Origin of the sequence: Veillonella parvula (genome assembly GCF_032575955.1) — a bacterium.
GTDB lineage: Bacteria > Bacillota > Negativicutes > Veillonellales > Veillonellaceae > Veillonella > Veillonella parvula_J.
Map to the genome: position 1 here is coordinate 50,767 of NZ_JAWFXN010000005.1, position 13,292 is coordinate 64,058.

The 13,292-nt window shown below is 40.3% G+C and carries 11 protein-coding genes; 1 reads left to right on the plus strand and 10 read right to left on the minus strand.

Annotated features, from left to right (window positions below):
* The first annotated feature begins 355 nt into the window (after positions 1 to 355).
* Positions 356 to 4,102 carry a subtype B tannase gene (locus tag E7L28_RS06270; RefSeq protein WP_316692248.1) on the plus strand — a complete coding sequence of 1,249 codons (3,747 nt, stop codon included), beginning with the start codon at positions 356 to 358 and terminating at the stop codon, positions 4,100 to 4,102.
* Between the two features lie 275 nt (positions 4,103 to 4,377).
* Here E7L28_RS06270 and cysK read toward each other — a convergent pair whose 3' ends face one another.
* The 10 genes from cysK to E7L28_RS06320 form a co-directional block, all read right to left on the minus strand.
* Positions 4,378 to 5,313 carry a cysteine synthase A gene (gene cysK, locus E7L28_RS06275; RefSeq protein ID WP_012864824.1) on the minus strand — a complete coding sequence of 312 codons (936 nt, stop codon included), beginning with the start codon at positions 5,311 to 5,313 and terminating at the stop codon, positions 4,378 to 4,380.
* Positions 5,314 to 5,328: 15 nt separating this feature from the next.
* Positions 5,329 to 5,778: an RrF2 family transcriptional regulator gene (locus tag E7L28_RS06280; RefSeq protein ID WP_316603829.1), complete on the minus strand. Its 450-nt coding sequence runs from the start codon at positions 5,776 to 5,778 to the stop codon at positions 5,329 to 5,331.
* Positions 5,779 to 6,260: 482 nt separating this feature from the next.
* Complete coding sequence (ahpC, locus tag E7L28_RS06285; protein WP_004695016.1) at positions 6,261 to 6,824, minus strand: alkyl hydroperoxide reductase subunit C; 564 nt, start codon at positions 6,822 to 6,824, stop codon at positions 6,261 to 6,263.
* Between the two features lie 188 nt (positions 6,825 to 7,012).
* Positions 7,013 to 7,228 carry a hypothetical protein gene (locus tag E7L28_RS06290; protein WP_060919048.1) on the minus strand — a complete coding sequence of 72 codons (216 nt, stop codon included), beginning with the start codon at positions 7,226 to 7,228 and terminating at the stop codon, positions 7,013 to 7,015.
* Positions 7,229 to 7,237: 9 nt separating this feature from the next.
* Positions 7,238 to 8,848, minus strand: coding sequence for a CTP synthase (locus E7L28_RS06295; RefSeq protein ID WP_004695015.1), 1,611 nt, complete (start codon positions 8,846 to 8,848; stop codon positions 7,238 to 7,240).
* Positions 8,849 to 8,863: 15 nt separating this feature from the next.
* Entirely contained in the window at positions 8,864 to 10,597 is a 1,734-nt protein-coding gene (argS, locus tag E7L28_RS06300; protein WP_024061367.1) for an arginine--tRNA ligase, read from the minus strand.
* Entirely contained in the window at positions 10,563 to 11,021 is a 459-nt protein-coding gene (locus E7L28_RS06305) for a YwiB family protein (protein ID WP_004695011.1), read from the minus strand. Before E7L28_RS06305 ends, argS begins: the two co-directional genes overlap by 35 nt.
* A gap of 51 nt (positions 11,022 to 11,072) precedes the next feature.
* The gene (locus E7L28_RS06310) at positions 11,073 to 11,324 is read right to left on the minus strand and encodes a GIY-YIG nuclease family protein (RefSeq protein WP_060919148.1); all 252 of its coding nucleotides are present in this window, start codon (positions 11,322 to 11,324) and stop codon (positions 11,073 to 11,075) included.
* Positions 11,325 to 11,448: 124 nt separating this feature from the next.
* A complete protein-coding gene (locus E7L28_RS06315) occupies positions 11,449 to 12,090 on the minus strand; it encodes a peptidylprolyl isomerase (protein ID WP_004695007.1) in 642 nt (213 codons plus the stop codon).
* 213 nt (positions 12,091 to 12,303) lie between these two features.
* On the minus strand, positions 12,304 to 13,212 hold the full coding sequence (locus E7L28_RS06320; RefSeq protein WP_024061364.1) for a DUF3829 domain-containing protein: 909 nt from the start codon (positions 13,210 to 13,212) through the stop codon (positions 12,304 to 12,306).
* Between the last annotated feature and the right edge of the window lie 80 nt (positions 13,213 to 13,292).

Consider the following 13,292-nt stretch of genomic DNA (forward strand, 5'->3'; position numbering starts at 1 on the left):
GTTAGTAACTAATAGTTAACATTTAGCGACTAATTGATTAATGACTCTTATCGATGGTGAAAACTGGTGTCACACCAGTAGATATAGTAAAAGGACTAGAATATACGTATTCTGAACTGACCTAAAATTGGACACAATTTTGGAACAACAGTTCAGAAGTATACGTGATCTAGTCCTTTTCTTATATTCAAAAATAATTAATATTATTTTATATTTTATAATCTAGACCACTTTCAAAAGTCGAAGCAAGTCCTCAAAATTGTACAATTACATCGATTTATGTTAAACTATATAAATATTAATAAACTTTAAAATTATAAATTATTATTAGAAATCTAGTTCGGAGAGCTAATTCATGAAATCATCCAAAAATTGTAAGGTTACTGCTGCATTTCTTGCTGCAGCTGCACTGGGTGGTGTTGCCCATGCAGAGCCTACACTTAACATGAATGATTTAGTAGGTACGAGTACCAGTGCTGAATCAACGACACAGAGTCCTACAAGTGTAGCAACTCCAGTCGTGAAACCAATGGCAACTCAGCCAGTCTTACCAGCTACACCACAACCGGCCACCGTTGTACAACAACAAACACCACCGATGGCACAACCTCAACCATCCTACGTGATGCAACCAGCAACGGTTAGCCCTGTACAAACTCAACAAGTTACACCATTGCAAGCAGTACCGCAACAAGTAGTACCAATGCAATCTCAACAACAGGTTCAAACTCAACCGCAGTATGTTGTCAATAAAGATACAAAAACTGTCATGGAACCTACATTAGCAATGCACAGTTTGATAAATGTACAACGAAAAACTGAACCTGTTACTGTAGAGAAACCAGTGGATGGTAAGCAACAAGTACAAACTACACAAGTACAGCGTACACCTGTTGTTATTCAACAAGAATCCATAGCTCCATTAACTGTATCAAATACTACAGTAACAAAAGCCGTGGTAGCAAAACAGAGACTTACAATTCGAGATATTCAACGAGCTGAGCGTGAGCGTCTAGCTCAACTAGCCGCTGAAGAAGCATCCCAACAAGAAAATTTATCACAAGCTGATCAACAACAACTTGCTCAAAAACAAGCTGAAGCCCAACGGCAATCAACTTTACAAGCGGAACAAGAACGTGTGGTAGCTCAACAAGCCGAGGCTCAACGCCAAGCGGCTTTACGTGCTGAGCAGGAACGTCTTGCGGCCCAACAAGCTGAGCAAGCGCATATTGCAGAAGAACGCCGTCAAGCGGCAGAGCAAGAACGCATTCGTATCCAAGAGGAACAACGCCGTATTGCCGAGCAACAGGCAGAGCAAGAACGTATTGCAACTCAACAAGCTGAGGCTCAACGCCAAGCGGCTATTAAAGCAGAACAAGAACGTATCGCAGCTCAGCAAGCCGAAGCTCAACGCCAAGCGGCTATTAGAGCGGAACAAGAACGTATCGCCGCTCAACAAGCTGAGGCTCAACGCCAAGCGGCTATTAGAGCGGAACAAGAACGTATTGCCGCTCAGCAAGCCGAAGCTCAACGCCAAGCGGCTATTAAAGCAGAACAAGAACGCATCGCTGCTCAACAAGCCGAGGCGCAACGTCAAGCGGCTATTAAAGCAGAGCAAGAACGTATCGCCGCTCAACAAGCAGAGGCTGAACGCCAAGCCGCTATTAGAGCCGAGCAAGAACGTATCACTGCTCAACAAGCCGAGGCGCAACGTCAAGCGGCTATTAAAGCAGAGCAAGAACGTATCGCTGCTCAACAAGCCGAAGCGCAACGTCAAGCGGCTATTAAAGCTGAACAAGATCGTATCGCCGCTCAACAAGCTGAAGCCCAACGCCAAGCGGCTTTAAAAGCAGAACGTGAGCGCATCCTCGCTCAACAGGCTGAAGAAGAACGCTTAGCGGCTGAAGAAGCGGCTCGCCAACGTGCTGAAGCTGCCGCTAAAGCTGAAGCAGAACGGCAAGCGGCTATTAAAGCTGAACAAGAACGTATCGCCGCTCAGCAAGCTGAAGCGCAACGCCAAGCCGCTATTAGAGCAGAACAAGAACGTATCGCGGCCGAAAAAGCTAAAGCTGAACGCGAAGCTGCTATAAAAGCGGAACAAGAGCGTATCGCGGCCGAGAAAGCTAAAGCTGAACGCGAAGCCGCTATAAAAGCGGAGCAAGAACGTATTGCTGCTAAACAAGCGGAACTTGCAAGACAAGCTGTGATCCAAGAAGAACAAGAACGTTTAGCTGCTGAACAACTAGCAAAAGAAGAAGCGGCAGCTGCAGCTAAAGCTCAGGCTGAAGCAGAGGCAAAAGCTAAAGCAGAAGCAGACGCTGCAGCTAAAGCTCGGGCTGAAGCAGAGGCAAAAGCTAAAGCAGAAGCAGACGCTGCTGCTAAAGCGCAAGCTGAAGCAGAGGCAAAAGCTAAAGCAGAAGTAGATGCTGCTGCTAAAGCTCAGGCTGAAGCCGAGGCTAAGGCTAAAGCTCAATCTGAAGCCGAAGCAAAAGCTAAATCTGACGCAGAGACTAAACAGGTTCAAGAAAGTAAATTACCGCAATCTTATGTAAACGCTCGTAATGAAGCTTCCACAAAGGGCTCTACTGTTACAGAAGAGAAAAATATTCTCTCCCAACCAATTGAACCCCCATTGCAAGCTGATGCGTCTGCAAAGATTAGTCTTGCTTTCGACGCGAAAAATTATGAATCCATGTCTACCACAGTAGATAATAAGGAAATTAAATATCGCGCCTTCGAGTATATCCCTTACGTGGCTAATCCAATCGACATAGATCAGCAATACATGAACATTTATGTACCAGAGGAATATTTCAACAACGGTACAATCAATGGTTACAATACCCAAACAGCCCCTATCTTCATGCCAAATGCAGTAGGTGGTTACATGCCGAGCCAAGCTATGACGCCTAAGGTGGAAAATGGAAAACCTAACAGTGTTCTTTACGCATTATCCCGTGGTTATGTAGTAGCTTCCCCATCTACTCGTGGTCGTACCAATAAAGCTTCCGATGGCAACTTCATCGGTAAGGCCCCGGCAGTAATCGTTGACTTACAAGCGGCTACAGCCTACTTACACGCTAACGATTCCGCTATGCCAGGTAATGCAAACCGCATTATCACAAATGGTACAAGTGCAGGCGGTGGTGTATCCTTGTTACAAGGTGCAACTGGTAACAGTTCCGACTTCCAACCATATTTACAAGCATTAGGTGCAGCTACAGCGGCAACTAATGTATACGCAGTATCTGCGTATGCCCCTATCACTAACCTTGATGCGGCTGATATGGCTTACGAATGGAGCTATAATGGTATCACATCCTTTAACAAAGTAACTATGGGCCAAGGCGAATTACCACAAGCTAATGTAGGTGGCAACTCTGCTCCACCACAACGCACGATGCAACGTGTAAACTTGAATGCAGACGATCTATCATACTCTAAAATGCTCAGCGAACACTTCCCTGATTACGTAAATAACTTACAATTACGTGACTCTCTAGGTCGTGTACTAAAACTTGACAAGAACGGTAACGGTACTTTCAAAAATTATGTAAAAGAATTTATTGTTGCTGCCGCTAATAAAGCAGCAGCTAAAGGTACTGATTTATCCAAGCATACATACCTTGTACGAGATAATAAAACAGGAACTATCAAAGACATAAACTGGGAAGCATATAACCACTTTGTAAGTCGCTCAAAAGCGCCTGGTGCCTTTGACTCTCGTGCTAATGATACAGGTGAAAACAATCTATTTGGTACAAGTACTACAGATAATAATCACTTTACCATTACTGCTGCATTACACGATTCAACAGCTAACCAAGATGTATACGTAGAAAATGCTAAGATCGTTACTATGATGAACCCAATGAACTATCTTGGTTCTCCTGCTGCGACAAATGCACGATTCTATCGTATTCGTTATGGCACAGCCGACAGTAATACATCTGTTGCAATTCCTTTAATCGTAGGTACACGTGCTCAAAACCTTGGGTACAGAGTAGATATGGCAACACCATTTAATGTAGATCACTCTGGTGACTACGATTTAGAAGAATTATTCAACTGGATGGATAATATCGTTAAAAACGGTAGATAATCACAATTAAATACATACCAAAATACTAAAGGAGCTACCTAGTAGTTCCTTTTTCATATACAATTATAAATTTTCTTGTGTATTCAATTATAAATGTTATTGTGAAAGTCCCTCTCCGACTATGAATAATCTGCACCATTATTTAATCAGTACATCACCCTATTATAATAATAAAAGAATTCAATCAAAAAAGGATGCCCCCTGTAAAATACAGGGGGCATCTATGTGTTTGAGCCAGGTAAAAGCAATTATTATGCTTTCACCATGATAGGCGATTAAACTTCAGGGAACAATGCTGTAGATAAGTAGCGTTCGCCTGTATCAGGGAGAATTACTACAATATTTTTACCTTTATTTTCAGGGCGTTTTGCCAATTCTTGAGCCGCCCAAAGCGCAGCACCAGAGGAAATACCTACCAATACGCCTTCTGTGTGACCGAAAGCTTGAGATGTAGCAAAAGCATCCTCGTTAGAAACTTGGATTACTTCATCGTAAATGTTAGTATCCAATGTATCTGGAATGAAGCCAGCACCTAAGCCTTGGATTTTATGAGGGCCTGGTTTACCATTAGACAATACAGGAGAATCTGCTGGTTCTACGGCAACCACATGTACATCAGGGTTTTGTTCTTTCAAGTAGCGACCTGCACCTGTCAACGTACCGCCTGTACCAACACCAGACACGTAGATATCTACAGTACCATCAGTATCTTGCCAGATTTCAGGTCCAGTTGTTCTGTAATGAATTGCTGGATTAGCTTGATTTACGAACTGACCTGCTTCAATAGCACCGGCTGTAGCCGTTACGATTTCCTTAGCTTTTGCAATAGCGCCTTTCATGCCAAGAGAACCGTCAGTCAATACGAGTTGCGCGCCATAACCAAGCATTAATTTACGGCGTTCAATGGACATCGTTTCAGGCATTACGATTACAACTTTATAACCAAGCGCAGCACCTACAGCAGACAAGCCAATACCAGTATTACCAGATGTAGCTTCTACGATTGTGCCGCCTGGTTGTAATTCACCAGATTCAACTGCAGCTTGAATGATTGCTGCTGCGATACGGTCTTTTACGGAACCGCCTGGGTTGAAGTATTCCAATTTTGCGAAAATATTAGCGTTTGCACCATATTTTTTACCAAAACGTGTAGCAGCTAATAATGGTGTTTTACCGATTAATTCAACAAAAGATTTTGCAATTTTAGACATAGTGGTCACTCCTTATTAAATAGAACCATCCCAATTATTATATTTTGTATCAAGTTTAGCATAGGTCCCATCGATTACATCTTGAAGGGTTACGTTTTCTAAATAATCATGAATATAGTTTTGTAATCCTGCCCAGAAACCAACAGTCCGTTCGTTGATCACTGTATCAGTACTCACCCCTTCATCAAGGGTAGAGATGATAGCCATAGATTCCTCTGTAGCAAGCAAAATTTCAATAATTGTATATTCTTTAGGACTTTTAGATAAGCGATAGCCGCCATACTTACCGCGGATACTATCCACTAGTTTTGCAGCGCCTAAACGAGCTACGATACCTTCTAGGTATTTTTCAGATATGCCTTGTCGTTCTGCCACAGATCGCAAGGAGACAGGTTTATCTTGACCTTGCTCTGCCAAATCGATGAGGACCATCAATGCATACCGACCTTTTGTGGAAATCCTCATATATTTTGCCTTTCTTTGTAAACGTTAGTGTTAAACACACCCCATATTATAAAGTACTTATATTATATTTATAAAACCTTTCATATTAATAGGAATTAATTTCATTATAGACCACTCACTATAAAAATGCAAGAACTTATTTCCTACTTTTATAAAGGGATATTTACTCATTCTATATTTATTGAGTTTATCCTATATTTTAACTTAATAACTTGCCTCGTAGAAAGCTCAAGTTATAATACTTTTGTTAATTCGCAACACAACGAAGTAAGGATAATCTTATAACACAAAAGGACCAGCCCGAAGGCCAGTCCTTTTGCGTATAGTTTGTAGTTTGTTATATGAGGTTTACCATGATGAATTGGAGAGGGTTCATCTGGTATTGGGACTTACCGTATCGTCAGGAAAACGATGCGCGCCCGTGTTTATGTCATTTGAGGAGTTGTCTAGATTACTCTAGCATTTAAGTATAAGTTTCTTAATTAGATTTTACCTACAAGATCAAGACCTGGTTTCAAAGTATCTTTACCTGGTTTCCAACGTGCAGGGCACACTTGATCACCATGTTTAGCTACAAATTGAGCAGCTTGTACTTTGCGAACTAATTCTTCAGCGGAACGGCCGATACCCATATCATGAATTTCTGCTGTACGCACGAAGCCTTCTGGATCTACTACGAATGTACCACGGTAAGCCATAGCAGATTCTTCTTGGAATACATCGAAGAAATCAGCCAATTCATGTTTTTTGTCAGCCAACATGTAGTACTCGATTTTATTAATGCTTGGAGAAGCATCAGACCATGCTTTGTGAACGAATTCGGAGTCACAAGATACGGAGTAAACTTCGCAACCCAATTCTTTCAACTCTGCATAAGAATTTTGTACGTCTTCCAACTCAGTAGGGCATACGAATGTGAAGTCTGCTGGATAGAATACGAATACAGACCATTTACCCAACACGTCTGCAGTGCTAACTTTTACCAATTCAGGTTTTTTGAAAGCATCAAGTGTAAATTCAGGAAGTTGTTTACCAATAATAGACATGTTATGTCCTCCTTATTTGAGTTCCATATGTAACGAATATATTTACATTGGTGTACTTAACACCATATCTATATCTATCTTTGTCTATATAATAACAAATATCATTCAATATTGCAAGCGTTATTTTTAAATTTATCGATATATTTTTTCAACATTTTCGATGTAGGCAAAAAAAAGAAGAAAAATGCTCATTTCTGAGCATCTTTCTTCTTTTTACGTACTACAACAGACTTACTGTTCACAGTAGCGTGATCAAAAGCTATTAAACCCGCTATATTAGCAAGCCCTCTCCGTGCTATGTGACCAGTTGTAGATTGTTCTTTTCCCGATTTACCATATACAAACTGCTCTAGTTTGAGTGCAGCTAATATAAATAAACCTATAATAGATAAAATAGATTCCATCGCTTTAATCTATTTTTTTAGTTCTAAGATTGCATCTACGAAACCACGGAATAATGGATGTGCATTATTTGGACGAGATTTAAGTTCTGGATGTGCTTGTGTACCAATGAAGAATGGATGATTTTTTACTTCAATACTTTCAACGAGACGGCCATCTGGAGATGTACCAGAAATTACGAGGCCTGCATCAGTCAATTGTTGACGATATTCATTGTTGAACTCATAGCGATGGCGATGACGTTCATAAATCAAATCTTCTCCATAAGCCTCGTGAGTTTTCGTACCGGCTTCCACTTTGCATGGATAGATACCTAAACGCATTGTACCGCCTTTTTTATCTACATCAACTTGATCACTCATCAAGTCAATTACTTTGTACTTAGCATTTTCGTCGAATTCGCTAGAGGTTGCTCCTTCCATGCCACATACGTTACGAGCAAATTCCATAACTGCAGATTGCATGCCAAGGCATAGGCCGAGATATGGAATATTGTTTTCACGAGCATATTGGATTGTACGAATTTTACCTTCTACACCACGAGACCCAAATCCACCAGGTACGATGATACCTTCAACACCTTCAAATACCTCTTTAGGATCTACAGATGTATCATCAAGTTCTTCAGAGTCAATCCAACGAATATTCACTTTAGTACCCGTAGCAATACCAGCATGATCTAGAGCTTCAACTACGGATAAATACGCATCATGCAACGCTACATATTTACCAACGATAGCAACTGTAATATCTTTATTAGGATTCAAGATCTTATGAACCATTTCTTTCCATGCAGTCATATCGCAAGGACGATCTTCAAGGCCTAATTTTTTGATAACAATATCGTCAAGGCCTTGATCTTGCATCATCAATGGCACTTCATAGATGGAGCTACAAGTTTGATTTTCAATAACTGCTTCAGGTTCTACGTCGCAGAATAAAGCAAGTTTTTCTTTCATATCATCAGAGATATGTTTTTCACTACGGCATACCAAAATATCTGGTTGAATACCAATGCTGCGCAATTCTTTTACACTATGTTGTGTAGGTTTTGTTTTCAACTCGCCTGCGGCATTGATGTAAGGCACTAATGTAACGTGAATGTAAAGTACGTCGTTACGACCTACTTCTTTTTTCACTTGGCGAATGGCTTCCATAAATGGCAAGCTTTCAATATCACCTACGGTACCACCAATTTCTGTAATAACTACATCAGCATTATCCTCTTTACCTACACGGTAAACATTTTGTTTAATTTCATTTGTAATATGTGGAATTACTTGTACAGTGCTACCTAGGTAATCACCTTTGCGCTCTTTATTGATTACAGACCAATATACTTTACCAGCTGTAATATTGGAACGTTTACTAAGGTTAATATCGATAAAGCGTTCATAATGACCCAAATCAAGGTCAGTTTCGGCGCCATCATCTGTTACAAATACTTCACCATGTTGGTAAGGGCTCATCGTACCCGGATCGATATTAATGTATGGGTCAAATTTTTGAATCGTTACATTGAAACCACGGTTTTTTAGTAAACGACCCAAAGATGCTGCTGTAATTCCCTTCCCAAGAGAAGAAACAACGCCGCCAGTTACGAAAATATACTTAGTTGCCATGATGCCTCCCACCTATTACATTTTTTCCGGAGCGGAAATACCTAAAATACCCAAGCCTTGACGAAGAACGAGGGCAATCGCTGTAATTAATCCAAGACGAGCTTGTTGTAATGCTGGATCTACACCAATGATACGACCTTGACGGTAGAACGAATGGAACATGCTTGCCAAATCGTATAAGTACCGAGCAATACGATGAGGTGCACGATGTTCAGCAGCTTGAACGACCTCTTCCGGATATTCAGCTAATTTCTTAATTAATTCTAATTCCATTTCACTTGTAAGCGTTGTGAAATCAGTTTCACTATAATCGCCAAATGCAATGCCAGCTTCACGCACTTGGTTGTAAATGCTGTGAATACGAGCATGAGCATATTGGATATAATACACTGGGTTGTCATTACTACGAGATTTTGCCAAGTTAATATCGAAATCAAGTTGGCTATCCAAGGAACGCATCAAGAAGAAATAGCGAGACGCATCTACGCCAACCTCTTCGATCAATTCATCTAATGTAACACTATCGCCACTACGTTTAGACAATTTAACAAGTTGTCCGTCACGGAACAATGCTACCATTTGTAATAACAATACTGTTAATTTATCAGGATCATAACCAAACGCCGCCATAGCCGCTTTTACACGACATACATAGCCATGATGGTCAGCGCCCCAGATATCAATCATTTCTTTGAAACCACGATCATATTTATTGCGATGATATGCAATATCTGCCGCTAAATACGTAGGAACCCCATTATCACGAATAACTACACGGTCTTTATCATCACCGTAGTCAGTGGATTTTAACCACAATGCACCATCTTTTTCATAAACTTTACCAAGGGCCTTCAAAGCCTCTACAGAATGATGAATTTCATCCGATTCATGAACTGTACGTTCAGAGAACCAATTATCAAAAGTAACGCGGAAGTTTCTTAATGTTTCCTCTAAGCGAGCTAATTTTTCTTTTAAGCCCTCTTCCTTAAACAAGGCTATACGATCTGCTTCGTTCATGGCATTTAATTTATCAAAGCCTTCACGTTCAGCAATCGCTTTTGCTGTTTCAATAATATCTGGGCCACGATAGCCATTTTCAGGGAACACTAACGCCCCTTCTGGAATATCGAACTCAGGCATAGAGCCGTCTTCATTGCGTTTAGGTGGGAATACTAATGTAGCACCTTGCAATTCTTGAAAGCGGTACTCAATGGAAATCGCCATGTTGTCGATTTGATTACCTGCATCATTGATATAGTATTCAGATTGTACATTGTAACCCGCTGCACGCAACAAGTTTACAAGAGCACTGCCATACGCAGCACCACGGCCATGACCAACATGCAATGGACCTGTTGGGTTTGCGCTTACGTACTCTACTTGAATCGTATCGCGCGCACGCAATGGTTGAACACCATACTCAGTGCCAGCATTCAAAATGGCTTTCAACGTATCGTACACCATATCGGATTTCAAAAAGAAATTAATAAAACCTGCGCCGGCAACCTCAGCACGTTCAAGCCAATCAAAATTCATATGACTAATCAAAGTTTCAGCAATAGCTCGAGGATTTTGACGAGCTACACGAGCGGATTGCATAGCGATGTTTGTAGAAAAATCACCGAATTCCTTTTGAGGTGGCACTTCGAGAACGATTTCTGGATATTCCCCAGCCGGCAAATCACCACTGTTAATCGTATCTTGTAATGCCTGTTCAATCCCCAATTTCAGGATTTCCTTCATGTCCATGCTCTATATCCTCCCGCACGTCTATATCTAACTGATTATAAAATTGCCATTCACCTTCGACGGAAATATCATATCCTAAATGAACATGACCTACGCCATCGTGAAAGTCTACTGTTAATTCATGAGTATTTACGGCCATATGTAAATCACCATATGGTGTTTCATATACGGCTTCGCGTTCTTCACCACGGACGTATTGATGACGCATATTGACCGCCCCTGTTCGGAGCAATACGATAGAATCATCATGGATTTTAATGGTCGTCTTAACCCCATCCAATCCAGTCACACTAGATTCTTCATAACGCACATATTGAGCATTACCTTTTTCATGTGACGTACCTGGGGAAATCAGTTCCACTACGGTATCCTTGCCATCCATATCTCGTTGTACACTCTTTACGGACACTAGAACCCGCTTCATTTTCAACCTCCGTGGTAGTAATTAATCATCATATTATACCATAATCAAGGACTATTTTGCACCCTTAATGAGTCTCAATTTCTTAGTCTTCGTCATCCGTTTAATAGCATATTCCCTGCGTTGTGCTTCTTGTTTTTGGTGAAAGCTTTCAGCATATACCAAGGTCACAGGGCGACGTCCTCGCGTATACTTTGCACCGCCTAAGATATGTCCATTGTGAGCATCTATTCGACGTTTAAGATCTGTAGTCCATCCACAATACAAAGAATCATCAGAGCAACGCACTAAATAAATATAGTGCATTTTTTTTGATTCATCGCCTTGAACACTTGCATCATTCAAGATTGTATCGCAATCTACAATTATACCTTGTACCTCTTGTGTAGATGCGCATTCAACAGAAAGAGACTCTTGAGAAGTACTTTTCTTATTTCCCATTTTTCGCATCATCAGTGATTGGTTCCAATGTAATGGTATTGATGATTACTGGTTCTACTGGCTTATCATTGCGGCCGGTTTTAACTTTGCCGATTTTTTCAACTACATCCATACCTTGTACTACAGTACCAAAGATGGTGTGTTTATTATCTAACCAATCCGTAGGTCCCAAGGTAATGAAAAATTGAGAACCTCCTGTATTAGGGCCACGGTTAGCCATGGCTAGAACGCCCATTTTATTGAAGTGTAAATCATTGGAGAATTCATCAGGAATTGTATAGCCTGGGCCACCAGCACCTGTGCCATCAGGATCCCCACCTTGAATCATAAAGCCTTCGATAACACGGTGAAATGTCACACCATTATAGAAGCCTTTTTTCACGAGATAATCAAAATTTTTGACCGTAATCGGTGCTTTAGACCCTAACAAACGAACCTTAAATTGACCATAGTTTGTATCAAAGATAGCATATTCATCAGCAATTGGTGCGTTTGTAAAATTGGGCATAGCTACAGTTTCTGCTTTCACGGTATTACCTTGTGGTTGTTCACCACTGTTTGTACCGCATGCAGTTGTACCAAGCACTGTAATCCCCAACATTGCGCATAAAGCCAAGCGTTTCCAGTTCATATGTCCCCCAAAATACTAATATTATATTTAACTAAAATGTAGATTTAAAATTTACATAGAAAAGCCGCTCAACCCATGAGCGGCTCTTTTTTAGTATATCATATTATGGCACTATTGAAATTAAAAATATAAAAAAATAATATAACAACAAAAAACAGAGCTTCAAAGGAGCTCTGTTTTTGTAATCCTCAAATAATCACGTAGTTAATTCGATTATTTAGAGTCAAATTGATCTGGAGTTGTATTGTTATAAGACTCAATATAATTATTGAAATTCTCAATCATGTCGTTAAGGTTGTTTTCATTTGCATCGTTAAGTACTTGACGAACAGAACCAACTACAGAGTTATAAGAGTTAACAAGCACTTCTCCACGATCATTATTTATGCTCTTAAGCAATGTTTGAATTTCATTAAGTTCTTTTTCTACAGCTTGTTTATCTGCATTCTTAGGAGATTTTTCTACATTTTCTACAAGAGTAGTCAAGCGAAGCGTAGATTCCATTGCTGCAGCATAGCCTTTTTTACCGTCTTTTTTCAATTTTTCGATTTGTTTCTTAGTTTGTTCGGTGTTAGCTTTGTTAAGAGCATCATTGAACTTCGCATAAGCTGCATCAAATTTTTCTACTTGTGCTACGTATTTAGCTGCTAGTTCTTTACCTTTAGCACCACCATCGTTCATGTAGGCTTTAGAATCATCATAAGCTTTCAAATCTTTGAATGTTGGTACTAATTCATTAAGAACATTTAATACATTATCGCGTTCTGTATCAACTTCTTTGAACGTAGAACCCTCTTTTTTAGATTGTTCCAAAGCTTCTTTTAAAGTATCATAGTGAGGTTGACGGCCAATAGCACCTTCTTGGAAACCACCTTTTAATTTAGCCAAACTGTCTGCATAGTTTTGACCCCAAGTAGCATTGTCACCATTGAAGCGATTTGTTGCATCAATAAGGGTATTAAGCTTAGCAGCTGCTTTCTCATCGCTACCGCCATCAACTACGGAGGAGACTACGGAGCCAATGCCACCCGCTTTATCACTGCCGCAACCAGAAACAAATAAACCTGCTGTCAATGCTGCTACACAAAGTAAAGTTGAAAATAATCTGCGTTTATTGTTCATATCTTCTCTTCTCCTTTTAACACATGAATATTGAACTAAGCGCATTATACTAACTATACTACACCAATTCTGTAGCCACA

Excerpts from the sequence above, each read along its gene's own strand:
- E7L28_RS06315 (WP_004695007.1), bottom strand. The coding sequence starts at position 12,090 with ATGAACTGGAAACGCTTGGCTTTATGCGCAATGTTGGGGATTACAGTG.
- cysK (WP_012864824.1), bottom strand. The coding sequence starts at position 5,313 with ATGTCTAAAATTGCAAAATCTTTTGTTGAATTAATCGGTAAAACACCA.
- E7L28_RS06295 (WP_004695015.1), bottom strand. The coding sequence starts at position 8,848 with ATGGCAACTAAGTATATTTTCGTAACTGGCGGCGTTGTTTCTTCTCTT.
- E7L28_RS06320 (WP_024061364.1), bottom strand. The coding sequence starts at position 13,212 with ATGAACAATAAACGCAGATTATTTTCAACTTTACTTTGTGTAGCAGCA.
- ahpC (WP_004695016.1), bottom strand. The coding sequence starts at position 6,824 with ATGTCTATTATTGGTAAACAACTTCCTGAATTTACACTTGATGCTTTC.
- E7L28_RS06305 (WP_004695011.1), bottom strand. The coding sequence starts at position 11,021 with ATGAAGCGGGTTCTAGTGTCCGTAAAGAGTGTACAACGAGATATGGAT.
- E7L28_RS06310 (WP_060919148.1), bottom strand. The coding sequence starts at position 11,324 with ATGCACTATATTTATTTAGTGCGTTGCTCTGATGATTCTTTGTATTGT.
- E7L28_RS06270 (WP_316692248.1), top strand. The coding sequence starts at position 356 with ATGAAATCATCCAAAAATTGTAAGGTTACTGCTGCATTTCTTGCTGCA.
- E7L28_RS06290 (WP_060919048.1), bottom strand. The coding sequence starts at position 7,228 with ATGGAATCTATTTTATCTATTATAGGTTTATTTATATTAGCTGCACTC.
- argS (WP_024061367.1), bottom strand. The coding sequence starts at position 10,597 with ATGGACATGAAGGAAATCCTGAAATTGGGGATTGAACAGGCATTACAA.
- E7L28_RS06280 (WP_316603829.1), bottom strand. The coding sequence starts at position 5,778 with ATGAGGATTTCCACAAAAGGTCGGTATGCATTGATGGTCCTCATCGAT.